Below are 25,986 nucleotides of genomic sequence, written 5' to 3'. Positions count from 1 at the left end.
GGCTTCCTCAGCCCAGGCAGCCGGGGCCGAGCAGCGCTTTCAGGTCACCCATCAGCGCCGAGGACGGGGAGACCCGCCAGGCGTCGTCGAGTTTGAGCATGGTGGTCTTCTCGCGAGCGCCGACGTGGCGGATGAAGACATCCGAGGTGCCCTGGTGACGGGTGAGGACCTTCTTGAGTTCACCGAGCTTGTCGGGCGTACACATCCGGGTCGTCATCACCACCGCCACCGGCTTGGCGACACCGATGGCCGAAAGATCGGGGACGACAAGGTCGTTGGCGATCAGCGAGATGCGGTCGTCGCGCACGGAGACCCTGGCCTTCACCAGCACCACGGCGTCTTCGACCACGTCCATGCCGTAGACCGAGTACGACTGCGGGAAGAACAGCACCTCCACACCACCGGTGAGATCTTCCAATTGCGCCGAGGCCCAGGCCAATCCGTTCTTGTTGATGCGGCGGTTCACCGAGGCGAGGATGCCGCCGATGGTCACCTGCGCGCCGTCCTTGACGTCGCCTTCCAGGATCGCCGGGATGGGGGTGTCGACCTGGGCGGCCAGTACGTGTTCGACACCGTTGAGCGGGTGCCCGGATACGTAGAGGCCCAGCATCTCACGTTCGAGAGCGAGCTTGTGCTTGGTCTCCCATTCGTCTTCCGGCACTTTGACGTTGAATACCGACGCCATCGAGTCGTCGCCGTCGCCGAGGCCACCGAACAGGTCGAACTGGCCGATCGCCTCGGCCTTCTTGGTCGACATCACCGCGTCGATCGCATCGGAGTGAATCAGCAGCAGGCCCTTGCGTGGGTGCCCGAGCGAGTCGAATCCGCCTGCCTTGATGAGGGATTCGGTGACCTTCTTGGAACAGGCGATCGCGTCGATCTTGTTCAGATAGTCGGAGAAGTCGGTGAACTTCGACTTCTCCCTGCGAGCGTTGATGATCGAGCCGACCACGTTGGTGCCGACGTTGCGGACCGCGCCGAGGCCGAACCGGATGTCGGTGCCGACGGAGGCGAAGTTCAGCTCCGATTCGTTGACATCGGGCGGCAGCACCGTGATGCCCATCTTGCGGCAATCCGACAGGTAGATCGCGGCTTTGTCCTTGTCGTCACCGACGGAGGTGAGCAGACCCGCCATGTACTCGGCCGGATAGTTGGCCTTGAGGTAGGCGGTCCAGAAGGAGACGAGGCCGTAGCCGGCGGCGTGCGATTTGTTGAACGCGTACCCGGCGAACGGGAGAATCGTGTCCCACAGTGCCTTGATGGCGGGCTCGGAGAAATCATTGGCGAGCATGCCGTCGCGGAAGCCGGCGTAGGCCTCTTCCAGGACGGAGAGCTTCTTCTTACCCATGGCGCGGCGCAGGATGTCGGCTTGGCCGAGCGAGTACCCGGCCACCTTCTGCGCGATCTGCATGATCTGTTCCTGATAGACGATCAGGCCGAAGGTGTCGGCCAGGATGTCCTTCAGTGGCTCTTCGAGTTCGGGGTGGATCGGTTTGACTTCTTGCCGGTTGTTCTTGCGGTCGGCGTAGTCGTTGTGGGCGTTCATGCCCATCGGGCCGGGTCGGTACAGCGCGAGGACGGCGACGATATCGCCGAAGCCGGTGGGCTGCATGCGGCGCAGCAGGTCGCGCATGGCACTGCCGTCGAGCTGGAAAACACCGAGAGTGTCGCCGCGGGCGAGCAATTCGTAGGTGGCCGGGTCGTCGAGCGGCAGGTTGTCCATGTCGAGATCGATGCCGCGGTTGGCCTTGATGTTCTCCAGGGCGTCACCGATGACGGTGAGGTTGCGCAGACCGAGGAAGTCCATCTTCAGCAGGCCGATGGCCTCGCACGACGGGTAGTCCCAACCGGTGATGATCGCGCCGTCCTGCGCGCGCTTCCACACCGGGATCGCGTCGGTGAGCGGCTCTGAGGACATGATGACCGCGCAGGCGTGCACACCCGCGTTGCGGATCAGGCCTTCCAGGCCTTTCGCGGTCTCGTAGATCTTGGCGATATCGGGGTTGGAGCCGATGAGCTCACGCACCTCGGCGGCTTCCTTGTACCGCTCGTGATCGGGATCGGTGATGCCCGAGACCGAGATGTCCTTGGCCATGATCGGCGGCGGCAGCGCCTTGGAGATCTGGTCGGCGATGGCGAAACCGGGCTGGCCGAACAGGACTCGCGCGGAGTCCTTGATCGCGGCCTTGGTCTTGATGGTGCCGAAGGTGATCACCTGGGCGACCCGGTCGCTGCCCCACTTCTCGGTGGCGTAGCGGACCATCTCACCGCGGCGGCGATCATCGAAGTCGATATCGATATCGGGCATCGACACGCGCTCGGGGTTGAGGAATCGCTCGAACAGCAGACCGTGCGGGATGGGGTCGATATTGGTGATGCCCATCGCGTAGGCGACCAGCGAACCGGCCGCCGAACCACGGCCGGGACCGACGCGGATGCCGACTTCCAGCGCGTGCTTGATCAGGTCGCCGACGACGAGGAAGTAGGCCGGGAAACCCATCTCGCAGATGACTTTGAGTTCGAAGTCGGCGCGGTCGAGGTATTCGCGCGAGGGACCGTCCGGGAAGCGACGATCGAGACCATCGAGGACTTCCTTGCGCAACCAGCTGGCCTGGTCGTGGCCCTCGGGCACCGGGAAGACCGGCATCCGGTCGCGATGGGCCCACACGTCGTCGTAGGACTGGACCCGCTCACCGATGAGCTCGGTGTTGTCACACGCGCCGGGGACCTCGGCATCCCAGATCGCGCGCATCTCCGCGGCGGACTTGAGGTAGTAGCCGTCACCGTCGAACTTGAAACGGGTCGGGTCCGAGAGCGTCTTGCCGGTCTGAATGCACAGCAGCGCTTCGTGGTTGACCGACTGGTCCTTGGTGACGTAATGGCAGTCGTTGGTGGCGATCGGCGGGATGCCGAGCTGCTTGCTGATGTCGATCAGGCCCTCGCGGACCCGGCGCTCGATGGACAGACCGTGGTCCATCACCTCGAGGAAGAAGTTGTCGGCGCCGAAGATCTCCTGCCACTTCGCGGCGGCTTCGAGCGCTTCGCGATCGTGGCCGAGGCGCAGGCGCGTCTGCACCTCACCCGACGGGCAGCCAGTGGTCGCGATGATGCCCTCGGCGTGCTGGGCGATGATCTCCTCGTCCATCCGCGCCCACTTGCCCAGCTGACCCTCGATCGAGGCCAGGCTCGACAGCTTGAACAGGTTGCGCAGACCGGTCGCGTTCTCGGCCACCATCGTCATGTGGGTGTAGGCACCCGAGCCGGAGACGTCGTCGCCCTTCTGGCCGGGGTCGCCCCACTTCACGCGCTTGGTGTCGAAGCGCGAGCCGGGCGCGATGTAGGCCTCGATGCCGATGATCGGCTTGATGCCCGCCTTCTTGGCCGAGTTGTAGAACTCCGAGGCGCCGTACATGTTGCCGTGGTCGGTCATGCCGACCGCGGTCATGCCCAACCGATCCGCCTCCGCGAACAGCGGCGAGATCTTCGCCGCGCCATCGAGCATCGAGTACTCGGTGTGGTTGTGCAGGTGAACGAACGATCCGGACGGAGCCAAGACGGTCCTTCCTCCCATAGAGTCGGCGGGGGTTGGCCTTGGCATTCTATGCACGGGGGTCCGACACATTTCGCACTCGGCGCGCGCGCCACGAACCGCACCTCGTGTGGGGCGGCGTATCGTGGTGAACGTCACGACGGGCGCTCGAGCTCGCGAAGAAGTCGACCTGGTCCGATTCCGGTGCCCACACCGACATAATCGATCCGTGCACTCCAATCGGCCGACTCGATGACCCCTTTCATCGTCGCCGCCGCGGTCGTCGCCCTGCTGGTCGTGGCCTTGCTGGTGTGGCGACGTACGCAGCGGGTTGTCACCACCCCCGCACAGCGCGCCGTCCACCAAGCGCTGCACACCGCGTCGCTGGCCGCCGTGCCGTTGCGGCGCGGGCTGACCGAGGAGTCCGCGAACGAGGCGGCGCCGCACCTGCGCGCGCTCGCGGGCGCCGAAGCGCTCGGGATAGCTGATGCGGAGGGGACACTGCTGGCCTGGGATGGTCCGCATGCGGGGATGCTCGCGCTGTTCGCTGACGCGGGCCGCCGGGCTGTCGCGGACGAGCGGCCGGTGCTGGTGGCCGGTGACGAGCACACGTTGATCGCGCAGCCGTTGTCGATCGACGGGGGCGCGGCGGTCGGCGCGCTCGGAATGGTGACGACCGGCACACCGGGGCCGGGGATGCTCGGGGCGGCGGCGGAGGTGGCGCGGTACGCCTGTGGGCAGTTGGAGCTCGCCGAGCTGGATGCCTCGCGCGCTCGCGTCGACCGGGCCGAATTGCGTGCGCTGCGGGCTCAGATCAGCCCGCACTTCATCTACAACGCGCTCAACACGATCGCCTCGTTCGTCCGCACCGACCCGGATCGGGCCCGCGAACTGATTCTCGAATTCGCCGACTTCACCCGCTACTCCTTCCGCGCCGCGGGCGAATTCACCGTGCTCGCCGACGAACTCCGCAATATCGAGCGATACCTGGCGCTGGAACAGGCCCGCTTCGGCGATGCGCTCGACGTGCGCCTGCGCATCGCACCGGAAGTCCTCGGCGTCGTCCTGCCCTTCCTCGCCTTGCAACCGCTCGTCGAGAACGCGGTCCGGCACGGCCTCGCCGGGGGCGGGCGGGGCGGCCAGCTCAGCATCGTCGCCAGCGACGCGGGCACCGACTGCCTGATCAGCGTCGAAGACGACGGCATCGGCATGGACCCCGACCTCCTGCGCTCAGGCGCGCTCGACGCCGTCGACACCGGCTCCGGCCCGGCCCGCACCGGCGAGGCGGCCCACGTCGGCCTCGCCAACGTCGACGACCGCCTGCGCGCCGCCTTCGGCAACGACTACGGCCTTGTCGTGGAAACCGCACCCGGCGCCGGCACGAAGGTCAGCATGCGCGTGCCGAAGTTCCGCGCCGGTATCCGCGCCTGATGCGCCTCGAACGGCAGCGTTCGACACCACCGTCACGGGTGCCGGTTACCATGGATGGGTTGTGACTTGGAACACCGAAGAACCCTCGACCGCCCTGCGGGTGCTCGCCGTCGACGATGAGAAACCGGCGCTGGATGAGCTCGTGTATCTGCTGAGCACGCAGGCCGGGGTCGGGGAGATTCATCGGGCGGGTGAGGCAACGGGTGCGCTGCGGTTGCTGCGGGCGCATCCGATCGACGCGGTGTTCCTCGATATCGATATGCCAGGGCTCACGGGAATGGAATTGGCCGGGATTCTGTCGGAATTCGCGGAGCCACCCGCGGTGGTTTTCGTCACCGCGCACGATGACCACGCGGTGGCCGCATTCGATTTGGGGGCAGTCGACTATCTGCTGAAACCGTTGCGGGGCGCTCGGTTGGGTGAGGCGGTGCGGCGGATTCTGGCGGGGCGGGTTTCGGTGCCCGCGGCGGTGGTGGCCGAGTCCGCGCATCCCAGTGAGGTGATTCCGGTGGAGCTCGGCGGGGTGACCACCTTGGTGAATCGGGCCGATGTGGCGTGGGTCGAGGCGGATGGTGACTACGCGCGGTTGCATACCGGGAGTGGATCGCATTTGGTGCGGATTCCGTTGTCGGCGTTGGAATCACGATGGGAGGACGCGGGTTTTCTGCGGGTGCATCGGTCGTATCTGGTGGCATTGCGATTGGTCACCGGGTTGCGCAGTTCCGGTAACGGGACGGTGGTGTGTCTGCGGGCAGAGGGGGCGGCCGGGGCGGTGGAGTTACCGGTGAGCAGGCGGCAGGTGCGTGAACTCAAGCAGCGGCTGGTGCACGGGCCCCGGCAGAATTGGTCGCAGCGGTGACGGGTCCGCAGCGACCGCCGCGCGAACGCGTGGTGCTGGCGCAGCGGCGGGGTGCGCGTCAGGTGCGCACTCGCACAGAGGTGGTCGAGCAGACCGATCTGGGCGCGGCGTTGATCGGTGGGCTGATCCGGGCGCAGCTGGGTCTGGCATTGCGCCTGGGGCTGGTGGTGGCGGTCGGGTTCGGCGCGCTGCCGGTGCTGTTCGGCATCGACACGATCGCCGAGGCCGCGGTGCTCGGGATCCGCCTGCCGTGGCTGATCCTCGGCGTGGTCGCGTTCCCGGTGCTCTACGCGGTGGGGTGGTCCTATGTTCGCCTCGCCCAACGCAACGAGGACGACTTCCTGGAACTGGCCGGGGACTGACACATGCCCTGCGACCAGACGCCGACCCCATGAGCCCCGACAATCCCGCGCTCACGGTCGCCGCCCTGCTGCTGGCGGCGCTTGCCACTGTCGGCATCGGATTCTATGGAGTGCGCCTGTCCCGCACGACTTCCGACTTCCTGGTCGCCTCACGCACAGTGGGTTCGCGGTGGAACGCGGCCGCGATCTCCGGTGAATACCTCTCCGCCGCTTCTTTTCTCGGCGTCGCCGGATTGATCGCCAAGTACGGCGCGGACGCCCTGTGGTATCCGGTGGGTTTCACCGCGGGCTATCTGGGTCTGCTGATGTTCGTGGCGGCGCCGCTGCGCCGATCCGGCGCGTACACCGTGCCGGACTTCGCCGAATTCCGATTGGGATCTATTCGGTTGCGGCGCATGGCGGCTGGTCTCGTTGTACTGGTGTGCGCGGTCTATCTGATCCCCCAGTTCCAGGGCGCCGGACTGACCCTGCACATTCTGCTCGGGGTGCCTGCGTGGGTGGGTGCGGTCGCCGTCGGCGCGATCGTCTTGGTGAATGTGATCGGCGGCGGTATGCGGTCGGTGACGCTGGTGCAGGCATTCCAATACTGGCTGAAATTGACCGCGGTGGCGGTGCCCGCGCTGGTGCTCGGGATGCATTTCCTGGCCGATGAACGACCGGTCGCCACGCCCGTGCCACCGACCGTCGACGAACGAACCGCCGTCGATATCTCCACCGATGTGGTGGTGCACCTGGATGTTTCACAGCGGGTCACGATCACCGGGACGCTCGACGGGCACGCGGTCGAGGGGCCGGTCGTGCTGACACCGGGCGATCACACCCTCGCCTCGGGCACCGAATTGATCCTCGCGCCGGGTTCGGCCGTCCCGGTGGTGGCCGGCGCACCGGCCGACGGCGCGAGCTGGGTGGCTCCCGGCGGCGGCTTCGGCGGGGAACATCCCCAGTACCAGGTGTTCTCGCTGATCGTGGCGACCTTCCTCGGCACCATGGGACTGCCACACGTGCTCGTGCGCTTCTACACCAACCGCGACGGACCGTCGGCGCGCCGGACCGCGCTGACCGTGATCGGGCTGGTCGGCGTCTTCTACCTGTTCCCGATCCTGCTCGGCGTCTTCGCCCGGCTCTACGTGCCGCAACTGCTGATCACCGGCGCCTCCGACGCGGCGGTCGTACTGCTGCCCGGCGCGGTTCTCGGCGGCCTCGGCGGACAACTGCTGGCCGCGTTGGCGGCGGCCGGGGCGATCGCGGCGTTCCTGTCCACCTCGTCGGGGCTGCTGGTCAGTCTGGCGGGCGTGCTCAGTACCGACGTGCTGCGCGGGCGGATCCGGGACTTCCGGCTCGCCGCCCTGGTCGCGGGCCTGGTCCCGCTGACGCTCGCGGTGACCGTCGCGTCCCTCGATCTGTCGCGCACCGTCGCCCTCGCCTTCTCGGTGGCCGCGTCGACGCTGTGTCCGCTGCTCGTGCTCGGCATCTGGTGGCGCGGACTCACCGCGACCGGCGCGGCCGCTGGCATGCTCACCGGCGGCATCACCGCGGGCGGCGCGACCGTGCTGGCAGTGCTCGGTGGCGTCTCCCCCGACCTGGCGAACGGCTGGCCCGCCGCGATCGTCGACTATCCGGGCGCGGTCAGCGTGCCACTGGCCTTCGCCGTCACCATCCTGGTCAGCCTCGCCACCACCGGCCAGGATCCGCGGACGGTCGCCGGGGTCTTCCTGCGCATGCACGCGCCCGAACGACTCGGGATGAGCGCCGATCGCGACCCCGAAAACGCCACTCACCGGTGATCTCGGGCCGACCGTTCGTCGCACCACATCGACCGCTCACCGCACGGGCGGCCACCTTCACCGAGTGACCCACGCCACACCATCATGCACCCGCCTCCGGGGACCTACCGTCATCTCCACGCACGACCCCCCTTCACGCTAGGACGACCGGCATGACCCAAACCGACACCGAGGCGCCAGATCCGCGCACGCCGAGTGCCGACGAATGGCTCGCGGTACAGGCGAGTCCGCAGTTCCAAGAGCTGCGAAACCGTCTGCGCCGCTTCATCTTCCCGATGACCGCGCTGTTTCTGGTGTGGTACCTGAGCTACGTGTTGCTCGGCGCCTACGCGCACGACTTCATGGCACAGAAGGTCTTCGGCAACATCAATGTGGGCCTGCTGCTCGGACTCGGGCAGTTCGTCTCCACATTCCTCATCACCGGGCTCTACGTCCGTTTCGCCAACCGTGAACTGGACCCGCGTGCCGCGGCCATCCGCGAAGAACTCGAAGGGGGCCAGGCATGAGCGTCACCCTTGCCGCGTCTTCGACGGTGGGCAATCCCATCGCCAATATCGCCATCTTCCTGCTGTTCGTCGCGGTCACCATGGTCGTGGTGATCCGGGCCAGCCGCAACAACGCCAGTGCCGCGGACTATTTCACCGGCGGGCGCGGCTTCTCCGGTCCGCAGAACGGCGTCGCCATCGCCGGTGACTACCTGTCGGCCGCGAGCTTCCTCGGCATCGCGGGCGCGATCGCCGTCTACGGCTACGACGGGTTCCTGTATTCGATCGGGTTCCTCGTCGCCTGGCTCGTCGCGCTGCTGCTGGTGGCCGAGATGCTGCGCAACACCGGCAAATTCACCATGGCCGATGTGCTCAGCTTCCGGCTCAAGGAAGGCCCGGTGCGCACCGCGGCCGCGCTGACCACCCTCACCGTGTCGCTGTTCTATCTGCTCGCGCAGATGGCGGGCGCCGGCGGCCTGGTCGCGCTGCTGCTCGATATCTCCAGTCGCGCGGGACAATCCGTCGTGATCGCCGCCGTTGGCGTGCTGATGATCGTGTACGTGCTGGTCGGCGGCATGAAGGGCACCACATGGGTGCAGATCATCAAGGCGGTGCTGCTGATCGCGGGCGCCGCGCTGATGACGGTGATGGTGCTGGCCAAGTTCGGCTTCAACTTCTCCGACATCCTCGGTGCCGCACAGGAATCGGTGAGCGAGTCCACCAGCAAGGCGGTCGCCGCCCGCGATGTGCTCGCGCCCGGCGCGCAGTACGGCGGCAGTGAGATGTCCAAGCTGAACTTCCTGTCGCTCGGCCTGGCACTGGTACTCGGCACCGCGGGTCTGCCGCACGTGCTGATGCGCTTCTACACGGTGCCGACCGCGAAAGAGGCTCGGCGCTCGGTGGTGTGGGCGATCGGCCTGATCGGTGCCTTCTACCTGTTCACCCTGGTGCTCGGTTACGGCGCGGCGGCCATCGTCGGCCCGGACAAGATCCTCGCCGCGGCGGGTGGCCAGAACTCGGCGGCGCCGCTGCTGGCGTTCGAACTGGGTGGCGTGATCCTGCTCGGGGTGATCTCGGCGGTCGCGTTCGCGACGATCCTCGCGGTCGTAGCCGGACTCACCATCACCGCCTCGGCCTCGTTCGCGCACGACATCTACGCCAGCGTGCTCAAGAAGGGCAACGTCGACGAGGTCAAGCAGGTGCGGGTCTCGCGGATCACCGCGGTGGTGATCGGCGTGCTCGCGATCGGTCTCGGCATCCTCGCCAACGGCCAGAACATCGCGTTCCTGGTGGCGCTCGCCTTCGCGGTGGCGGCGGCGGCGAACCTGCCGACGATCCTGTACTCGCTGTTCTGGAAGCGCTTCAACACCACCGGCGCGCTGTGGTCGATGTACGGCGGCCTGATCTCGACCATCGTGCTCATCGTGTTCTCGCCCGCGGTGTCGGGCAACAAGACCGCGATGATCAAGGGTGCCGATTTCGACTACTTCCCCCTGGCCAACCCGGGCATTGTGTCCATTCCGCTGGCGTTCGCACTCGGCGTGCTCGGCACCTACCTGGGTGGCCGTGGCGAGCAGGTCGATCAGGCCAAGGCCGCGGAGATGGAAGTCCGGTCCCTGACCGGCGTCGGTGCGGAGAAGGCGATCTCGCACTAGCGCCACCCCTGCCCGTGCCGGTGGTTCGCCCCACCGGCACGGGTTGTTCCCCCACGTTTTCGAAGGAGAGTTTCTTGTGACCAGTTACCCGCCCGCCCAGGGTTTCGTCGAGCAGGCCAATGCCGATGCCGCGCTGTACGAGCAGGCGCGCACCGATCGCGACGGTTTCTGGGCCGAGCAGGCCAACCGGTTGCACTGGCACAAGCCCTTCACCGAGGTGCTCGACTGGTCCGACGCGCCGGTCGCGCGCTGGTTCGGCGACGGCGAACTCAACGTCGCCTACAACTGCCTCGACCGCCACGTGCTCGACGGGCACGGCGACCAGGTGGCCATCCACTGGGAGGGCGAGCCTGGCGATTCCCGGGCCATCACCTACTCGGAACTGCTCGATGAAGTGTGCAGGGCGGCAAATACTTTCACTACGCTCGGCCTCGTCGCCGGTGATCGGGTCGCGATCTACATGCCGATGGTGCCCGAAGCCATTGTGACGATGCTGGCGTGCGCGCGGCTCGGGCTCACCCACTCGGTGGTGTTCGCCGGGTTCTCCCCCACCGCCTTGCGTCAGCGGGTCGACGACGCCGAAGCCCGGCTGATCGTGACCACCGACGGGCAGTGGCGGCGCGGGAAGCCCGCCGCGCTGAAGTACGCCGTCGACGAGGCGCTGGGTTCGGATCCGTCCAGCGTCGAGCACGTGCTGGTGGTGCGCCGGGTCGGCCTCGACGTCCCGTGGACCGAGGTGCGCGATCTGTGGTGGGACGAAACCGTCGCTGTCGCTTCGCCTTCGCACGAGGCACAGGCCTTCCCCGCCGAGCACCCGCTGTTCATCCTCTACACCTCCGGCACCACCGGAAAGCCCAAGGGGATTCTGCACACGACCGGTGGATACCTCACCCAGACCGCCTACACCCATCACAACGTCTTCGATCACAAAGCGGGACAGGACGTGTACTGGTGCACCGCCGATATCGGCTGGGTGACCGGGCACAGCTACATCGTCTACGGGCCGCTCGCCAACCGCGCGACTCAGGTGGTGTACGAGGGCACTCCGAACTTCCCCGACGAGAATCGTCATTTCGAGATCATCGAGAAGTACGGCGTCACTATCTATTACACCGCGCCCACGCTGATTCGGACCTTCATGAAATGGGGCCGCGAGATCCCCGACGCCCACGACCTGAGCACCCTGCGGCTGCTCGGCTCCGTCGGCGAACCGATCAACCCCGAAGCCTGGCGCTGGTACCGAGAAGTGTTCGGCGCAAACGCGACTCCGATCGTCGACACCTGGTGGCAGACCGAGACCGGCGCCATCATGATCGCGCCGCTGCCGGGCGTCACCGCCACCAAGCCCGGCGCCGCGATGGGCCCCCTGCCGGGGATCTCCGCCAAGGTCGTCGATGACGAGGGCACGCCGCTGGCTTCCGACGAATCCGGGCTGCTCGTCCTCGATCAACCGTGGCCGTCGATGCTGCGCGGCATCTGGAACGACATGGACCGCTACCGCGAAACCTATTGGCAGCGTTTCGCTTCCGAAGGCTGGTACTTCGCCGGCGACGGGGCCAAGCTCGATGCCGACGGCGATCTGTGGATCCTGGGGCGCGTCGACGACGTGATGAATGTGTCCGGGCACCGCATCTCCACCGCCGAGGTGGAATCCGCGCTCGTCGGGCATCCCGCTGTCGCGGAGGCCGCCGTGGTCGGCGCGTCGGACGAGACCACCGGTCAGGGGATCGTCGCGTTCGTCATCCTCACGGGCTCGGCCGCCGCGGCCGAGGAGCTCGTCGCCGAGCTGAAGGCGGCGGTCTCGCTGGAGATCAGCCCGATCGCGCGGCCGCGCGAGATCCACATCGTGCCCGAGCTGCCCAAGACACGCAGCGGCAAGATCATGCGCCGACTGCTGCGCGATGTCGCCGAGGGCCGCGAACTCGGCGACACCTCGACACTGGTCGACCCGACGGTGTTCGAGTCGATCGCCACTGCGTGACGGATCGGTGCCGCGACGTAGCGGCCCGCGTCACGACGGACGTCCGATGGCGCGGGACCGGCCGTCCCGCGGCGCGGGCGCGCGGACCCGAATCCGCCGAAAGGACACAGCGTGAGCGCGCCGGATGGACGTAGCCCGCGCGGTACCGGGCATGCTGGGACGGTGGAGATACCAATGTTCCCGCTGGGTGCGGTGCTGCTACCCGGCGAATCGCTGTCATTACAGATCTTCGAGCCGCGGTACGTGGCGCTGGTCGAGGACTGCATGGACGGTCGGCGAGAGCCGGAATTCGGTGTCGTGCTGATCGCGCGTGGGCACGAGGTGGGTGGTGGTGAGGTGCGCACGGAGGTGGGCACCGTCGCCCGGATCACTGAGGTGATCGAGCTGCCCGGGTCTCGGTACCGGCTGCGCTGCAAGGGAACCGAGCGTCTCCGTATCGAGCAGTGGCTCGATGACGCGCCCTATCCCCAGGCTCTGGCGCAGGTCTGGCCCGACGGGCCCACCGACGGCGACGGCGAGTTGCTGTCTGGTCTCCGCGAGCGCGCGGCCCGCCTGCACGCGCTGACCGCACAGTTCGCCCGCCGCAACGGCATCCGTCGCCCGCCGCCGTCGGCCTCGCTCGACGAGCTGTCCGACGATCCGACCACTCGCTCCTACGAGCTCGCCGCTCGCCTGCCGATCGGCCCGACCGACCGCCAGGCGGCGCTGTCCGCCCCGGACCCCCACAGTCGGCTCGTGGCGCTGTCCACCGCGGTCGACGACGCGATCGCGATGATGGAGTTCCGCCTGCTGTGATGTAGTCCGACGCGAAGCCGCACCGGAAATGCACCACGCGAGTCCAGGGCCGAGGACTGATAAGCGAAGGGCCGCAGCAGATTCGGCGATGATCGCAGATCGGCGACTCTCCGGTCAGTCCGGTGCGGCGATGGTGATCACGATCTTGGCCCGAGCATGTTCGGTCTCCATGTACTCGATAGCGGCAGGCGTTTCGGCGAGCGGATAGGTCCGGTCGACGGCCGGGCGGAGCTTGCCCGATTCGATCAGTCCGCGGAGCTCGGTCAGGGACTCCGGAGTCTGCTCCGCGAGGGGAGCACGGATGGCCGGTTTCACGAACGGACGGGCCAGCTGCCCGCGCGCGAGCAAGCCGACCGGGCCGAACCAGCTGCCACCGTCGAAGTTGCCGCCGCCGGACATGACCAGCGTCCCGGTGGGTTCGACGAGGCGAAGCAGTGCGCGCAGGGTCCGGGTTCCGGCGAGGTCGAGGACGGTGTCGTAGCGGCCGGTCACGGTATCGCGGGTGTAGTCGAAGACGTGCTCCGCGCCGAGCGACCTGGCCGCCTCGACGTTGCGGGTACTGCACACCGCGCTGACTTGCGCGCCCTCGGCCCAAGCGATCTGGACCGCGAAGGTGCCGACCCCGCCGGAGGCACCGATGATCAGCACCCGCTCACCGACATCACGCAGACAGGTGAGGGCGGTATTGGCGGCCAACGGCACCGCCGCCGCTTCCTCGAAACTCAGATTCGCCGGCTTCCGGTCGAGCAATGCCCGCGGCACCGCGAGGTACTCCGCGAACGCGCCGCTGACCGCCTCCCCGAAAACCTCGTCACCGGCAGCCAGATCGTTGACGCCGTCCCCCACCTCCTCGACCGTCCCCGCGAAATCACCGCCCGGCACCGGGTTCGCCGGTCCCCGCCGGCCGAAGACCGACCGATCCATCCACCGCGCGATCTTCGGATCGCCCCGCATCACATGCCAATCCCGCGCATTCACCGACGCGGCGTGCACCCGAACCAGCACCTCCCCCGCTCCCGCCCGCGGCCGCTCGACCTCCGCCACCGACAACATCGCCGATGACCCGTAAACCTGCTGCACAATCGCCCTCACACCGACAACGCTAGGCGCCCCGACCACCCGCCCACATCAGGGAATCCCCCGATGCTCGGCGGAGATTCAGCCCGTCGCGGTTCGTTTCGATCAGCCGGCGGAGAAGTAATGGCCGTTGTCCAGATCGGCGAGCAGGCCGGGCTGAGTGGGTTCCCAGCCGAGGGTTCGGCGAGTGATGAGGTTGGACGCCGGGTAGCTCTGCGTGACGATGTTCGCGAGGAAACCGAAGTATCCCGGCACCATCAGTTCGTCCGCGGGAATGCTCACTGCGGGCAGGCCGAGACGGCTGCCGATGGCCTCGGCGATCTCGCGGAGTGGGATGGCCCCGTCCCCCACCGCGTGCCAATATTTGCCGGCCTGCCCCTTCTCCAGGGCCAAGCGGAACACGGAGGCGACATCGCGGACGTGCACGGCGTTCCACAGGTTCGCGCCGTCTCCGGGGTAGCCGACGAAGCCCTTCTCCTTCGCGAGCGCGATCAGCTGCACGAGGAAGCCTGCAGGATCGGTCGTGCTGTGTGCGATGTTGGCGAACCGCACGACCGAAGACCGCACTCCCCGCTCGGCGAGGCCGACTACGGCGGTTTCCACGACATTGCGAACCCGCAGGGTGCCCTTGTACTCATCGCCGCCGGGAAGGGCCGGGTCCTCCTCGGTGGCCGGCCGGCCCAGGCTCCCGGCTGAGCCGATGCTCCCCGCTGCGACCAGCGGCTTTCCGGTCCCCGCGAGTGCCTCGCCGTACGCGAGGACGATCGGGAGTTCCGCGGCGGCCACGGCGTCGATCCCGCCGACCGGAAGCAGGTCTTGCCTGTGCGCGACGTGGATGACGCCGTCGGAGTCTGCGGCTGCCTTCGCGAGCCCGTCGAGATCCTCGAGGTCGCCGCGACGCACCTTCGCGCCGAGCGCGGACAAGGCCGCCGCGGCCATGTCCGACCGGGCCAGGCCGGTGACCTCGTGCCCGGCGGTGATGAGCTCGGGGATGATGTACGAACCGGAGTGGCCGGTCCCGCCGGTGACGAAAACGCGCATGCTGCTGTCCTTCTGAGGATGGTGGCGGGCGGCATTTCTCGTGCCGTAGATCGACTGACGTGATGGCACGCGAGAAGTGGTGGTGCGGGTGCGCTCAGCCGCGAAGGTTGACGCCGAGAGAGAAGTTGAAGTCCCCCACGCCATTACGGGCCAGGCTGATCATCAGCACACCCACCCCTTCCAGCCAGCGCGCCATCTCCAGGCCGCCGACATCCAGCGGGCGCAAGCCGAGGCTCTCGATGAACGCCGACACGCTCGCCTTCGCCCGCGCGTCGTCGCCGGCGAAGAGCACGTCCAGCGGGCCGCCCTGGGCCAGGATGTGGCCGAAGACGGTGTTGAACGCCTTCACGACATTCGCGCTCGCCGGGACCGCATCGGCGATCTCCTGCGCGCCGGAAGTGCCGTCAGGGGTGACCAGCCCCGTGGCGTCGGCGGTGGAGGTGTTGGAGATGTCGATGACGACCTTGCCGGCCAGCGCGTCCCCGTACCGGTCGACGACCGGCACGGCGCTGGCGTACGGCACGGCGAGGATGACGAGGTCGCCCGCCGGGGTGGTGCCGAATGTCCCGGCCGTGGCGCCGCCGCCGAGCGCGGCGGCCACTTCCGCGGCTCTGGCCGGGTCGCGGCCGATGATCTCGACGGCGTTGCCGCCGGCGAGCGCCCGGGCGGCCAGCGTGCCTGCCATGTTTCCCAAGCCGATGATGCTGACGCTGCTCATGGGTATGCCTGCTTTCTGGATCTGGATAGGACGCATTCAGATTCGGGGCCCTGAAATCAAGTCCCGATGTCGAATTCCGATGCCGAATTCGCTTTGGCCCCAATGGGTATCGATCAGGTAGGCACCTATTGAGGATGCCATTCGACCTGCGTGGCCGTCCAAGACCTCTTTCGGCCGTGGTGATACCTTGAAGGCATCACCGGACCGGGAGGTTTCCATGGATCTGGACCCGCGCAAACTGCGCTACTTCCTCGCCGTCGCCGACACGCTGCACTTCGGCCGCGCCGCGGAAGAGCTGCATATCGCGCAGCCCGTACTCAGCCGGCAGATCCGCGCGCTGGAACACGATCTCGGCGCCTCGCTGTTCACCAGGGATCGCCACGGCGTGGCGCTGACCGACGCCGGCCGACAACTGCTGGCCGACGCCGGTCCGCTGCTCGCCGCCGCGGACGCGGTCCGCCGCCGGGTGACCGTGGCCGCCCACGGCAGCCGGCGGCTGACGGTCGGCTTCCGGACCGGCATCCCGGTCATCCCGGCGGCGAAGGCGTTCGGGGCTCGACATCCGGACGTGGTCGTGGATGTGCAGCGGATCGAATGGGATGACCAGGCCCCGATGCTGCTCGACGGCCGCATCGACGTCGGCTATGTGCGGCTGCCCATCGACGAGACCGGCCTGCGCGTGACCCCGCTGTACACCGAGCCGCTCATGGTGGTGCTGCCCGCAGGCCACCGGCTGGCAGGCAAGGAGGAGGTCACCGAAGCCGACCTGGCCGGTGAGCCGCTGGTCTGGCATGCCGACCCGAGCACGCATCCCACCACGCGCCCGCACCCCGACTCCGGGCTGCGGGTGCGCGACGTGGAGGAGAAGCTCGAGCACGTCGCGGCCGGCCGGGGCATCTCGTTCGTCGGGCGATCGGAGACACTGTTCTACTCACGTCCCGACATCAGCTACGTACCCATCCCGGAACTCGCACCCGGCCAGGTGTGCCTCGCGATGGCGGCATCGCGCACCTCGCCGCTGGCCGACGACTTCCTCACCGCGGCGCGAGCGACGGCCGAGATCACGGCAGAATGTGGGGACCATGAGGCTCATTCAGGCGGCACCGAACGCTTCGAAAACTTCGGGGATTTCGAGGCCTTCGGTGCGAGAGGAGGCGACGGCCTCGGCACGCAGCAGTAGTCGTGACAGCACCTCGGGATCGGACAATATCGAATTCGGTCGAACCGGGAGCGGCTGTAGGTCGTTGACAGGGAAGGAGCCGGTCGGCGTGACGGCCATACTTTGATCGGAGAACGACCGATGACCATCATTGATTGCTCGCTGAACCGTCGTACCGCCGTCGTGGGTGCGGGCGCACTGGCCGTTGCGGCGACGCTGACCGCTTGCGGTAGCTCGGCGACGAGCGAATCGGCGCCCGCCGCGCCGGCCGAACCCGGGGCACCGGCAGGCGCGCTGGCCAAGGTGGCGGATGTTCCGGTGGGTGGTGGGGTGATCGTCGGCGACACGGTGGTCACGCAGCCGACCGCGGGCAATTTCGTCGGGCTGTCGTCGACCTGCACGCACGCCGGATGCAAGGTCGCGACCGTGGCCAAAGGGACCATCAATTGCCCTTGCCACGGCAGCCGGTTCGGGCTCGACGGTGCCGTGCGCGGCGGTCCTGCCAACGAGCCGCTGGCCGCCAAACCTGTTCGCGTCGAGGGGGAATCGATCGTTCCCGCGTAATCCGAACGCGCGCCACACCCGCACCGCGACATTGCCGGCAGTGCGGGCGTGACGATTCGATCAGCCTGCGTCCATCATTTCCGACATGCGCCGTTCCATTTCTTCCGCAGACACATCTTCGATGTGGGTGGCCACGGTCCAGCGGTGACCCCACGGATCCTCGAAGGCGCCGCTGCGGTCGCCGTAGAACTGGTCGGTCATCGGAGTGGTCGCGGTAGCGCCCGCGTCGAGCGCCGCGGCGAAGGCGGCGTCCGCGTCGGCGACGTACACCATCAGGTTCACCGGGGAGCCGCCGACGGTTTTCGGGTCGATGAAGCCGATCTCGGGGACGGGGTCGCCGACCATCAGCACCGAGTCGCCGACGAGCAGTTCACTGTGCACGATGGTGCCGCCCGGGCCGTCCATCTTCATGCGCACGGTAGCGCCGAAAATGGCGGTATAGAAGTCGATCGCTGCGGCCGCTCCCGCGCACGCCAGGCCGGGACAGATCCGCGGATAGCCTTCGGGGAACGGTGAAACATCAGACATCGGATACCTCCGTGTCGAGAGTGATGTTCGGACGACCCCAGCGTATTCCCCTCGCGTGCTCGGGGAAAGGTCGTCGCTTCTTCGGCCATCCGTTGAGATCAGGACTAGTAGAACTCGTTTTACTCCTGTAGAACTTGTTTCAGGTTTAGAACCTGTTTCAGTTTTGCTGTCGAAGTCGGAGGGCCGGGACGTGCGCTACGGGGTTGTCTTGTTCACCAGTGACCGGGGCATCGCGCCCGCCGATGCGGCGAAGGCCGCCGAAGACGCGGGATTCGACGCGTTCTACGTCCCGGAGCACACCCATATTCCGGTGGTGCGGGCCGCGGCCCATCCGCAGACCGGCGACTCATCGCTGCCCGACGACCGGTATCTGCGCACGCTCGACCCGTGGGTCGCGCTGGCCACCGCCGCCGCGGTCACCGAGCGGATCACCCTGTCGACAGCGGTGGCGCTGCCCGCCGAGCACCACCCGATCACCCTCGCCAAGACCATCGCCTCGCTCGATCACCTGTCCGGTGGACGGGTGGAGCTCGGCGTCGGATTCGGCTGGAACACCGATGAACTCGCCCATCACGGCGTCCCCGCGAACAAGCGGCGCACGGTGTTGCGCGAGAACCTCGACGCGATGCGGGCGCTGTGGTCCCAGGAGGAAGCCGAATTCGCCGGCGACTTCGTGAAATTCGGCCCGAGCTGGTCCTGGCCGAAGCCGGTGCGCGCCGGGGTTCCGGTGTTGCTCGGAGCGGGCGGCACCGAGAAATCGTTCGGGTGGCTGGCCGCCAACGCCGACGGGTGGATCACCACCCCGACCGAAGGTGACCTCGGCGCCAAAGTGGAGCTCCTGCACCGGGTCTGGAAGGAAGCAGGCCGCGACGGCACCCCGCGGGTGATCGCGCTGGCCGGACGTCACAATGCCGAGCAGCTCGCGAGCTGGGCCGACCAAGGCGTCACCGAGGTGGTCTTCGGGCTTCCCGACAAGAGTGCCGACGAGGTCCGCGGCTACCTCGGCCATCTCGGCGGGAAGCTCGCCGTATCGGCGTGAACCCGAGCCGGTCTCAGCCGCGGAGCTTGCGCACTTGCGCCGCGGTGAGATCGGCGAGCACGCCGGGATCGACGACTTCCGGCGCCGTGACGACAACCTGAACCAGCGTGTTCCCCACTTGCACAAGCGATGTCGCCGACGTGAGGGTGAGTCCCTCGCTCGAGGCGGTCAGGGTGAACGCCGCGCCCGCATCACCCGCGGGTGGCTGTGCGAGCGCGCTGGTTCGATACTCGATCCGCACGCCCTCGTCTTCACCCGAATAGCTGGTACAGCGCCGGGGTTGCGCCTGCAGGGCTTCGAACGCGGGAGCCAAGGCGGTATCCGGATAGCTCGCCGCGTCGATATCGATCGTGGCGAAACTCGGCCCCGCGAACTGCACCGACGCGGCGGCAGCCGACCCCGGCCACTGCTGCGAGATAGGCGAGAGCAGGCGGGCGCAGTCGGGCGGATCGGTCAGCGCCTTCGCGGGGACCGCGGGCGCCTCGGACTCGGCGCGCGGCGGCACCGCGGCGAAATCACCGGGGAGATCCGTGGCGGCGAGCAGGCCCGCCGACAGCTGTGCCGGATCCCGCACGACGGTGCCGCTGCCGGGCGCGGCGGTTACCGGCCCTGTCCACGGCACGCACGATCCCGCCGAGCCGCACTCGTCCTCATCGGACCCACAGCCCGCGATCCCGACCAGCCCCACGCACGCCGAAGCGACTGCGCCGACGCGCAGCACACTCACCCGCATCATTCCGTCCAGGAAACGCGCGTCGACTGCGTCTGGACCAGCGTGCTCACGCTTCGCTCGTCACGATAGGTCTGCTGACCACCGATCTCGATCGAACCCGAAACCGGCAGCGGCATCCCGAGATCGATAGTGATCGAGCCGACACCTTCCATCACGTAATTGTCGATGTCGAGCTCGCCCGCGTCGTTGGGCAACTCCCACACCATGTCGGTGGGCGTCTGATTCACCTGCAGGTCGATGGTGAGCCGGTCACCCTCGCGGCTGGTGAGCGTGGCCGTGGTGATCTGGTCCAGGGTGACCGCGCCGGTGATCTTCTGATGCACCGTCCACACCGCACCGATGCCGACGGGCTGGTCCGGGAACGCGATCGACTGGTACACCGCCTGGTAGAAGGCCTGTTCGAGCGCGGCCCGCGCGTTGTTCGGGGTGTCCGGCGACGGAGCCATGCGCAGCTCGGTGATCGCGCCGAGATCGCTCATCCCCAAACCGGCGTGTGACCCGTCGGCCGAGGTGAAGGCCTTGTTGAGCGCCGGGTCGGGGGTGGTGACCGCGCCGACGGTGAGGTCGACGCCATCGGCGCCCGCGCGCGCGATCATCGGGATGGTCAGCGCGGCGGGCGAGAAGTCGCGGGCCGGCTGATCGTTGACCTGCTGCTGGATTCGGTAGTCGGTGCGCAGCGTCACCTCCTGGGTGGTGCCCGCGACATAGCGCGGCCGCAGCAGATCGCGCGGCTCCTCGCCGGGCGAGATCATCGTGGTGACCGCCGCCGAGATCGGCACGGTGACTTCCTTGCCGATGCCGAGCGGTTCGGTGCCGTCGACCTCCGCGGCCGGGGCCGAGCGGTCGGCGCACCCGGCGCCGAAGGTCGCGAACCCCAGCACGAGCGCCACCAGTAACACCCCGGGGCGCGCGACGCGGGGTAAGCGAGATCTAGACAACACCGTCACAGCCATCAGCGTACGACCGCTTCCTGAGTAACACCTGGGACTCCTCGGCACCGCGGCGCAGGCCAGATCACCACTAGGGAATGATGGACGCGTGAGTGAAGACCGGCCAACCGACAACGCTGCCGTTCCCGAGACCGGCGACGACTCCGTCCCCCCGTCGGCCGCTGCCGTGCCCGAGGCCATCGAGAAGGCGAAACCCGCTGGTCGCCGTCGTTTACCGATGTTGCTGATCATCGCCGTCGTGCTGTTCGGGCTCGACCTGCTGACCAAATGCCTCGCGGTCGCCTTCATCGACCCGGGCGAATCGGTGCCGATCATCGGCGATTTCGCGCGGTTCACCCTGGTGCGCAATCCGGGCGCGGCGTTCTCGATGGCGACCGGCATGACCTGGCTGCTCACCCTGATCGCCGCCGCGGTGGTGATCGGGGTGATCCGGATCGGGCGCACCCTGCGTTCGCTGTGGTGGGCCATCGGTCTCGGCATGGTGCTCGGCGGGGCGCTGGGCAACCTGGTCGACCGGCTCTTCCGATACCCAGGCCCGCTGCAGGGCCATGTGGTCGACTTCGTCGCCGTCGGCTGGTGGCCGGTCTTCAATGTCGCCGACTCGGCCATCGTGTGCGGGGCGATCCTGCTGGTCGCGCTCACCGTGTTCGGTTTCGAACCGGACGGCACCCGCAGCGGTCGCAAACACACCGAGGAGACCGTATGACCGAGTCAGGGCCCGGAGGCGGCAGCTTGCGTAACCACGGAGGGCCCCTCGGGCATACGCAGGAGGACGCTGCATGAGAGAAACCAGAACGATGCCCGTTCCCGATGGCCTGGACGGGATGCGGGTGGACGCGGGACTCGCCCGGCTGCTCGGCCTCTCGCGGACCGCGGTGGTGGCGCTGACCGAGGACGGCTCGGTGCAGATCGACGGGGTCGCCGCGGGCAAGTCCGACCGGCTCACCGCGGGCGCGTGGCTGGAAGTGATCTTCCCCGAACCCAAGCGCGAGCTGACGGTCGAGGCCGCCCCGGTCGAGGGGATGAACATTCTCTACGCCGACGACGACATCGTCGCGGTGGACAAGCCGATCGGCGTCGCCGCGCACTCCGGTGTCGGCTGGACCGGCCCGACCGTGGTCGGCGGCCTGGCGGCGATGGGCTATCGCATCTCCACCTCGGGCGCGCACGAACGGCAGGGCATCGTGCACCGGCTCGACGTGGGCACCTCCGGGGTGATGGTGGTGGCACAATCCGAACACGCTTACACGATGCTCAAGCGCGCCTTCAAGGAACGCACGGTCGACAAGCAATACCATGCACTCGTGCAGGGACACCCGGATCCGAGCAGCGGCACCATCGATGCGCCGATCGGGCGCGCGCGGGGCAATGCCTGGAAGTTCGCGGTGACCGGCGACGGCAGGCCCAGCGTCACCCACTACGACACCATCGAGGCGTTCCAGGCGGCCAGCCTGCTCGACGTGCACCTCGAGACCGGCCGCACGCACCAGATCCGGGTGCACTTCTCGGCGGTGCGCCACCCCTGCGCGGGTGACCTCACCTACGGCGCCGACCCGACGCTGGCCAAACGCCTCGGCCTGGAACGGCAGTGGCTGCACGCGCGTCAGCTCGGCTTCCACCACCCCGCCGACGGTCGCTGGCTCGAGATCACCAGTGAGTACCCCGACGATCTGGCGGGCGCCTTGGACGTATTACGCAATGCCTGACGACCCGCGGTCGTCCGAACCAGCGCCGGACACGGCGTCGGACGAGCGCGGGGATTCACCGGCAGCACACGCGGGCACCCCGGCCGACGGCCACGGGGATCCGGCCGCCGCGGTCGGCAGCGGTTCGCCCGAGGATGCCTCCGCTGCGGCCCTCGGCAACATGCCGGCGGAAACACCTGCCGCGGAGGAAGACTCGCGAGAACGACGGGTTTCGCTCCGCAACTCGGTGATATTCGGGATCACGGCGATCGGTGCGGTGATCCTGCTGGTGATCGCGTTCCGCGAACCGCCGCCCGCGTCGGCGGTGACCACCGATCGGCTGGGGCCCGCACCCGGCGAGCAGGTCGAGCAGTACCTGGTCGACGCGAGGAAATCCCTCGGCGGTGGCGATGCCGACCAGCATTGGGCACTCGTGTCGTTCACCGAATACGTGGCGCCCCAACAGCTTCCGGCAGTGGCCGACGGGTTGCGGATCTCCGGGGTGATCCAGCACGTGCCGATCGATCGGGTCCAGACGCCGGTGATCACCGTCGCGACTCCGGGCGGTGACGAGCCCGCGGTGAAGTCCGGCGAGGCCGCGGCGGGTCTGGTCGCGACCCAGCGGTTCCGCGATCAGCGCAGCGCCGACATCGCCCGCGTCACCGCGAGCCGCTTGCGGGCAGGCTGCGCGTGCACGGCCGGGATCGTGGTGCGCGGCACCCTGCCCCAATTGCGTGATCTCGCAACACAACCCGGTATCAGGGCCGTACAGGCACTACCGCCCGACGCTGTCGCGGGCCGGTTCGCGGTGAGTCCGCTCCTGCCCGGCAGCAGCGACACCGTCACACCCGTTCCCGATGACGGCCCGGTCCCGACCGAGTAGATCTCACCCGGCGCCGTCAGGTGGCGCGGCGGATGTCGGCGATATCCCACAGCGCGCGGGCCCGATCGACGTCTCCGGCCTGGTCATAAGCAGCTGCCATCAAATCCAGCGCATCGATGTCGAGTCGATCGATCTGCCCGATGAGATCGGCGAACAGATCGTCCAGGTCGTCGGGGGTCACCGGGTGGTCCCTGGACGATGCGACAGCTTTACCTCCATAACCGGCAAAGGTACTCCAACACCCAATGTACGTACGGCACAAGGGTTCTCGAGGAACCACCGGCCCCGGTCAGCGCTCGGTCACGCCCCTTGCGCCCCCACCGGGGGAAACAGCTTGCCCGCGCCGCCGGAGCGCCGCGCCTGTACCCACCAGGCCAGCTCGACCAGCACGATGCCGATCGCACCGCACACCACCGCCGCCAGCGTCAGCCGCGGGTTGGAGGGGTCGAGCTTGAAGAACTCGCGGGTGAACGGGATCGTGAACAGCGCGACATAGGCCAGCACCGAGACCGCGATCAGCACCACCTTCCACCACACATACGGGCGCGCCACCAGCACGAGCACCCACACCGCGATCATGATCAGCGTGATCAGCGCGGTGGTACCCGCCTGCACCTTCTGCGTTTCCGAGGCCTCCGGTCCGGCGTAGGCGATGAGGTAGGCCACGAAAGTCGCGATGCCGATCACCACACCCGAGGGCACGGCCAGCCGCATCACCCGGCCGACGAAGCCGGTGCGCGCGCGCTCGTTGTTGGGCGCGAGCGAGAGCACGAAGGCGGGGATGCCGATGGTGAACCACGCCGCGATGGTGACGTGGCGCGGCAGGAACGGATACCCGATGGGGTCGTAGCCGAAGATCTGCGAACCGACGCCCGCGATACCGACCAGGAACGCCAGCAGTACCGAGTACACGGTCTTGGTGAGGAACAGGTTCGAGACGCGTTCGATATTGCCGATCACCCGGCGACCCTCCCCCACCACATACGGCAGGGTCGCGAACTTGTTGTCCAGCAACACGATCTGCGCCACCGCGCGGGTGGCCGGGCTGCCCGCTCCCATCGCGACACCGATATCGGCGTCCTTGAGGGCTAGCACGTCGTTCACGCCGTCACCGGTCATGGCGACGGTGTGCCCGCGCGACTGCAGGGCACCGACCATCGCGCGCTTCTGATCGGGACGCACACGGCCGAAGGTGGTCTCGTGATCGAGGACGTCGGCGAGCGCGGTCTGATCGTCGGGCAGGGTGCGCGCGTCGACGGCGTGGTCACCGCCGGGCAGGTCGAGCGAGGAGGCGACAGCGCCGACGGACACGGCGTTGTCGCCGGAGATCACCTTGATCGAAACCTGCTGGCTCGCAAAGTACTCGAGGGTCTCTTTGGCGTCGGGGCGCACCTTCTGTTCGAGCACGACCAGCGCGGCGGGTTCGACCGTGCCGGGCGCGTCGTCGGCGTCGACCGGGCGGTCGCTGCGCGCCAGCAGCAGCACGCGCAGACCCGACGAGCCGAGCTGCTCGGCGTGGGCGGCATCGCCGGAGGCGGGGTCGAGCAGCACGTCGGCGGCACCGAGCAACCAATCACCGTGGGCGCCATAGGAAATGCCGCTCCACTTCTTGGCCGAGGAGAACGGCGCGATGGCGGTCTGTGACCAGCCGGGCGAGTCGGGCAGCGCTTCGGCGATGGCCTGGACGCTGGCGTTGGGGCGCGGGTCGTCGCCGGCGAGTGCGGCCAGCACGGCCTTCACCTGCGCCTCGTCGAACGCGCCGAGTGGTTCGACCTGCGCCAGGCGCATGCCGTTCTCGGTGAGGGTGCCGGTCTTGTCGGCGCACACCACGTCGACGCGGGCCAGACCCTCGATCGCGGGCAGTTCCTGCACCAGGCACTGACGTTGCCCCAGGCGCACCACACCGACCGCGAACGCGATCGACGTCATCAGCACCAGACCTTCGGGCACCATCGGCACCAGCGCGGCGACCATGCCGGTGACGGCCGGGCGCCACGATTCCCCGCTGGAGACCAGCTGGTTGTAGATGCTGAGCAGGCCGGCGGGGATGAGCAGGTAGGTGATGAATTTCAGGATCTTGTCGATGCCCGACCGCAATTCGGAGTGCACCAGCGTGAACTTGCTGGCTTCCTCTGCCAGTTTCGCGGCGTAGGCGTCTTTACCGACCTTGGTGGCGCGGTAGGCGCCCGAACCCGACACCACGAAGCTGCCCGACATCACCGGCGCGCCGACGCCCTTGTCGATCGGGTCGGCCTCACCGGTCAGCAGCGACTCGTCGATCTCGAGCGCGGCGGCCTCCTCGACCTCACCGTCGACCACGATCTGGTCGCCGGGGCCGAGCTCGATCAGATCGTCGAGCACCACCTCGCCGGGCGCGACCTGCTCGGCGACGCCGTCGCGGCGCACCGTCGGCTTGGCCTGGCTGACGATCGCCAGCTCGTCCAGGGTCCGTTTCGCCCTGACTTCCTGGATGATGCCGACCGCGCTGTTGGCGACGATGAGCAGCCCGAACATGCCGTCGATGATCGAGCCGGTCGACAGGACCAGCAGGAACAGCACACCGAGGATGGCATTGATGCGGGTGAACACGTTCGCGCGGACGATCTCGCCGACCGACCGGCTCGCCCTGGCCGGGACGTCGTTGGTGCGCCCGTCGCGGCGGCGCTCGTCGACCTGTGCGGCGGTGAGCCCGGCAGCTGCCGGTTCCTGCACGGAAATGGACATGCTC

General features: G+C 68.0%; 23 protein-coding genes. 14 read left to right on the top strand and 9 right to left on the bottom strand.

Annotation, left to right across the window (positions count from 1 at the left end):
* Positions 1-7 precede the first annotated feature (7 nt).
* Positions 8-3,571 carry a DNA polymerase III subunit alpha gene (gene dnaE, locus ACWZHB_RS04890; protein WP_427906729.1) on the bottom strand — a complete coding sequence of 1,188 codons (3,564 nt, stop codon included), beginning with the start codon at positions 3,569-3,571 and terminating at the stop codon, positions 8-10.
* A gap of 210 nt (positions 3,572-3,781) precedes the next feature.
* Here dnaE and ACWZHB_RS04885 point away from each other — a divergent pair, with 210 nt between their 5' ends.
* The 8 genes from ACWZHB_RS04885 to ACWZHB_RS04850 all read left to right on the top strand — a co-directional run bounded on the left by ACWZHB_RS04885 (position 3,782) and on the right by ACWZHB_RS04850 (position 12,881).
* Positions 3,782-4,960, top strand: a complete 1,179-nt coding sequence (locus tag ACWZHB_RS04885; RefSeq protein ID WP_427906728.1) for a sensor histidine kinase — start codon at positions 3,782-3,784, stop codon at positions 4,958-4,960.
* Positions 4,961-5,021: 61 nt separating this feature from the next.
* Positions 5,022-5,819: a LytR/AlgR family response regulator transcription factor gene (locus ACWZHB_RS04880; RefSeq protein WP_427906727.1), complete on the top strand. Its 798-nt coding sequence runs from the start codon at positions 5,022-5,024 to the stop codon at positions 5,817-5,819.
* Complete coding sequence (locus tag ACWZHB_RS04875; RefSeq protein WP_427906726.1) at positions 5,816-6,181, top strand: hypothetical protein; 366 nt, start codon at positions 5,816-5,818, stop codon at positions 6,179-6,181. Before ACWZHB_RS04880 ends, ACWZHB_RS04875 begins: the two co-directional genes overlap by 4 nt.
* A 29-nt stretch (positions 6,182-6,210) precedes the next feature.
* Entirely contained in the window at positions 6,211-7,965 is a 1,755-nt protein-coding gene (locus ACWZHB_RS04870) for a sodium/solute symporter (protein WP_427906725.1), read from the top strand.
* Positions 7,966-8,117: 152 nt separating this feature from the next.
* Positions 8,118-8,471 carry a DUF485 domain-containing protein gene (locus tag ACWZHB_RS04865; protein WP_427906724.1) on the top strand — a complete coding sequence of 118 codons (354 nt, stop codon included), beginning with the start codon at positions 8,118-8,120 and terminating at the stop codon, positions 8,469-8,471.
* Positions 8,468-10,105: a solute symporter family protein gene (locus tag ACWZHB_RS04860; protein ID WP_427906723.1), complete on the top strand. Its 1,638-nt coding sequence runs from the start codon at positions 8,468-8,470 to the stop codon at positions 10,103-10,105. Before ACWZHB_RS04865 ends, ACWZHB_RS04860 begins: the two co-directional genes overlap by 4 nt.
* A 76-nt stretch (positions 10,106-10,181) precedes the next feature.
* On the top strand, positions 10,182-12,086 hold the full coding sequence (acs, locus tag ACWZHB_RS04855; RefSeq protein ID WP_427906722.1) for an acetate--CoA ligase: 1,905 nt from the start codon (positions 10,182-10,184) through the stop codon (positions 12,084-12,086).
* A gap of 111 nt (positions 12,087-12,197) precedes the next feature.
* Entirely contained in the window at positions 12,198-12,881 is a 684-nt protein-coding gene (locus tag ACWZHB_RS04850; protein WP_427906721.1) for an LON peptidase substrate-binding domain-containing protein, read from the top strand.
* Between the two features lie 114 nt (positions 12,882-12,995).
* Here ACWZHB_RS04850 and ACWZHB_RS04845 read toward each other — a convergent pair whose 3' ends face one another.
* The 3 genes from ACWZHB_RS04845 to ACWZHB_RS04835 all read right to left on the bottom strand — a co-directional run bounded on the left by ACWZHB_RS04845 (position 12,996) and on the right by ACWZHB_RS04835 (position 15,717).
* A complete protein-coding gene (locus ACWZHB_RS04845) occupies positions 12,996-13,973 on the bottom strand; it encodes an NAD(P)-dependent alcohol dehydrogenase (protein WP_427906720.1) in 978 nt (325 codons plus the stop codon).
* 90 nt (positions 13,974-14,063) lie between these two features.
* Positions 14,064-14,999 (bottom strand): SDR family oxidoreductase, encoded by a 936-nt coding sequence (locus ACWZHB_RS04840; RefSeq protein ID WP_427906719.1) that lies wholly within the window; start codon positions 14,997-14,999, stop codon positions 14,064-14,066.
* A 94-nt stretch (positions 15,000-15,093) separates the two neighbouring features.
* Positions 15,094-15,717, bottom strand: a complete 624-nt coding sequence (locus tag ACWZHB_RS04835) for an NADPH-dependent F420 reductase (RefSeq protein WP_427906718.1) — start codon at positions 15,715-15,717, stop codon at positions 15,094-15,096.
* Between the two features lie 217 nt (positions 15,718-15,934).
* Between ACWZHB_RS04835 and ACWZHB_RS04830 the strand changes: the two genes are divergently transcribed.
* Together ACWZHB_RS04830 and ACWZHB_RS04825 are read left to right on the top strand one after the other, a co-directional pair.
* On the top strand, positions 15,935-16,897 hold the full coding sequence (locus ACWZHB_RS04830; protein ID WP_427906717.1) for a LysR family transcriptional regulator: 963 nt from the start codon (positions 15,935-15,937) through the stop codon (positions 16,895-16,897).
* A gap of 120 nt (positions 16,898-17,017) precedes the next feature.
* A complete protein-coding gene (locus tag ACWZHB_RS04825; RefSeq protein WP_427906716.1) occupies positions 17,018-17,440 on the top strand; it encodes a QcrA and Rieske domain-containing protein in 423 nt (140 codons plus the stop codon).
* A gap of 60 nt (positions 17,441-17,500) precedes the next feature.
* Here the strand turns inward: ACWZHB_RS04825 and ACWZHB_RS04820 are convergent, their stop codons facing one another.
* Complete coding sequence (locus ACWZHB_RS04820) at positions 17,501-17,968, bottom strand: VOC family protein (RefSeq protein WP_427906715.1); 468 nt, start codon at positions 17,966-17,968, stop codon at positions 17,501-17,503.
* 190 nt (positions 17,969-18,158) lie between these two features.
* Here ACWZHB_RS04820 and ACWZHB_RS04815 point away from each other — a divergent pair, with 190 nt between their 5' ends.
* On the top strand, positions 18,159-19,007 hold the full coding sequence (locus tag ACWZHB_RS04815) for a TIGR03619 family F420-dependent LLM class oxidoreductase (RefSeq protein WP_378660517.1): 849 nt from the start codon (positions 18,159-18,161) through the stop codon (positions 19,005-19,007).
* 13 nt (positions 19,008-19,020) lie between these two features.
* Here ACWZHB_RS04815 and ACWZHB_RS04810 read toward each other — a convergent pair whose 3' ends face one another.
* Both ACWZHB_RS04810 and ACWZHB_RS04805 read right to left on the bottom strand, forming a co-directional pair.
* Positions 19,021-19,743, bottom strand: coding sequence for a hypothetical protein (locus ACWZHB_RS04810; RefSeq protein WP_427906714.1), 723 nt, complete (start codon positions 19,741-19,743; stop codon positions 19,021-19,023).
* Entirely contained in the window at positions 19,740-20,693 is a 954-nt protein-coding gene (locus tag ACWZHB_RS04805; RefSeq protein ID WP_427906713.1) for a hypothetical protein, read from the bottom strand. Before ACWZHB_RS04805 ends, ACWZHB_RS04810 begins: the two co-directional genes overlap by 4 nt.
* 85 nt (positions 20,694-20,778) lie before the next feature.
* Between ACWZHB_RS04805 and lspA the strand changes: the two genes are divergently transcribed.
* From lspA to ACWZHB_RS04790, 3 genes are all read left to right on the top strand, one after another.
* On the top strand, positions 20,779-21,396 hold the full coding sequence (gene lspA, locus ACWZHB_RS04800) for a signal peptidase II (protein WP_427906712.1): 618 nt from the start codon (positions 20,779-20,781) through the stop codon (positions 21,394-21,396).
* A gap of 73 nt (positions 21,397-21,469) precedes the next feature.
* Positions 21,470-22,396: an RluA family pseudouridine synthase gene (locus ACWZHB_RS04795; RefSeq protein WP_427906711.1), complete on the top strand. Its 927-nt coding sequence runs from the start codon at positions 21,470-21,472 to the stop codon at positions 22,394-22,396.
* Entirely contained in the window at positions 22,389-23,258 is an 870-nt protein-coding gene (locus tag ACWZHB_RS04790) for a hypothetical protein (RefSeq protein ID WP_427906710.1), read from the top strand. The genes ACWZHB_RS04795 and ACWZHB_RS04790 overlap by 8 nt, the downstream gene beginning before the upstream one ends.
* Before the next feature lie 16 nt (positions 23,259-23,274).
* On the opposite strand, the gene ACWZHB_RS04785 is transcribed toward ACWZHB_RS04790, so the two are convergent.
* Entirely contained in the window at positions 23,275-23,439 is a 165-nt protein-coding gene (locus tag ACWZHB_RS04785; RefSeq protein WP_427906709.1) for a hypothetical protein, read from the bottom strand.
* Positions 23,440-23,558: 119 nt separating this feature from the next.
* Positions 23,559-25,982: a cation-translocating P-type ATPase gene (locus tag ACWZHB_RS04780; RefSeq protein ID WP_427906708.1), complete on the bottom strand. Its 2,424-nt coding sequence runs from the start codon at positions 25,980-25,982 to the stop codon at positions 23,559-23,561.
* Between the last annotated feature and the right edge of the window lie 4 nt (positions 25,983-25,986).

This window comes from Nocardia sp. FBN12 (genome assembly GCF_054031145.1).
This window is presented reverse-complemented; position numbering and strand designations above follow the sequence as displayed.

Bases quoted from the DNA above. Each gene is read 5' to 3' on its own strand.
- dnaE (WP_427906729.1), bottom strand. From the start codon at position 3,571: ATGGGAGGAAGGACCGTCTTGGCTCCGTCCGGATCGTTCGTTCACCTG.
- ACWZHB_RS04885 (WP_427906728.1), top strand. From the start codon at position 3,782: ATGACCCCTTTCATCGTCGCCGCCGCGGTCGTCGCCCTGCTGGTCGTG.
- ACWZHB_RS04870 (WP_427906725.1), top strand. From the start codon at position 6,211: ATGAGCCCCGACAATCCCGCGCTCACGGTCGCCGCCCTGCTGCTGGCG.
- ACWZHB_RS04865 (WP_427906724.1), top strand. From the start codon at position 8,118: ATGACCCAAACCGACACCGAGGCGCCAGATCCGCGCACGCCGAGTGCC.
- ACWZHB_RS04860 (WP_427906723.1), top strand. From the start codon at position 8,468: ATGAGCGTCACCCTTGCCGCGTCTTCGACGGTGGGCAATCCCATCGCC.
- ACWZHB_RS04840 (WP_427906719.1), bottom strand. From the start codon at position 14,999: ATGCGCGTTTTCGTCACCGGCGGGACCGGCCACTCCGGTTCGTACATC.
- ACWZHB_RS04835 (WP_427906718.1), bottom strand. From the start codon at position 15,717: ATGAGCAGCGTCAGCATCATCGGCTTGGGAAACATGGCAGGCACGCTG.
- ACWZHB_RS04830 (WP_427906717.1), top strand. From the start codon at position 15,935: ATGGATCTGGACCCGCGCAAACTGCGCTACTTCCTCGCCGTCGCCGAC.
- ACWZHB_RS04825 (WP_427906716.1), top strand. From the start codon at position 17,018: ATGACCATCATTGATTGCTCGCTGAACCGTCGTACCGCCGTCGTGGGT.
- ACWZHB_RS04820 (WP_427906715.1), bottom strand. From the start codon at position 17,968: ATGTCTGATGTTTCACCGTTCCCCGAAGGCTATCCGCGGATCTGTCCC.
- ACWZHB_RS04810 (WP_427906714.1), bottom strand. From the start codon at position 19,743: ATGATGCGGGTGAGTGTGCTGCGCGTCGGCGCAGTCGCTTCGGCGTGC.
- ACWZHB_RS04805 (WP_427906713.1), bottom strand. From the start codon at position 20,693: ATGGCTGTGACGGTGTTGTCTAGATCTCGCTTACCCCGCGTCGCGCGC.
- ACWZHB_RS04795 (WP_427906711.1), top strand. From the start codon at position 21,470: ATGAGAGAAACCAGAACGATGCCCGTTCCCGATGGCCTGGACGGGATG.
- ACWZHB_RS04790 (WP_427906710.1), top strand. From the start codon at position 22,389: ATGCCTGACGACCCGCGGTCGTCCGAACCAGCGCCGGACACGGCGTCG.
- ACWZHB_RS04780 (WP_427906708.1), bottom strand. From the start codon at position 25,982: ATGTCCATTTCCGTGCAGGAACCGGCAGCTGCCGGGCTCACCGCCGCA.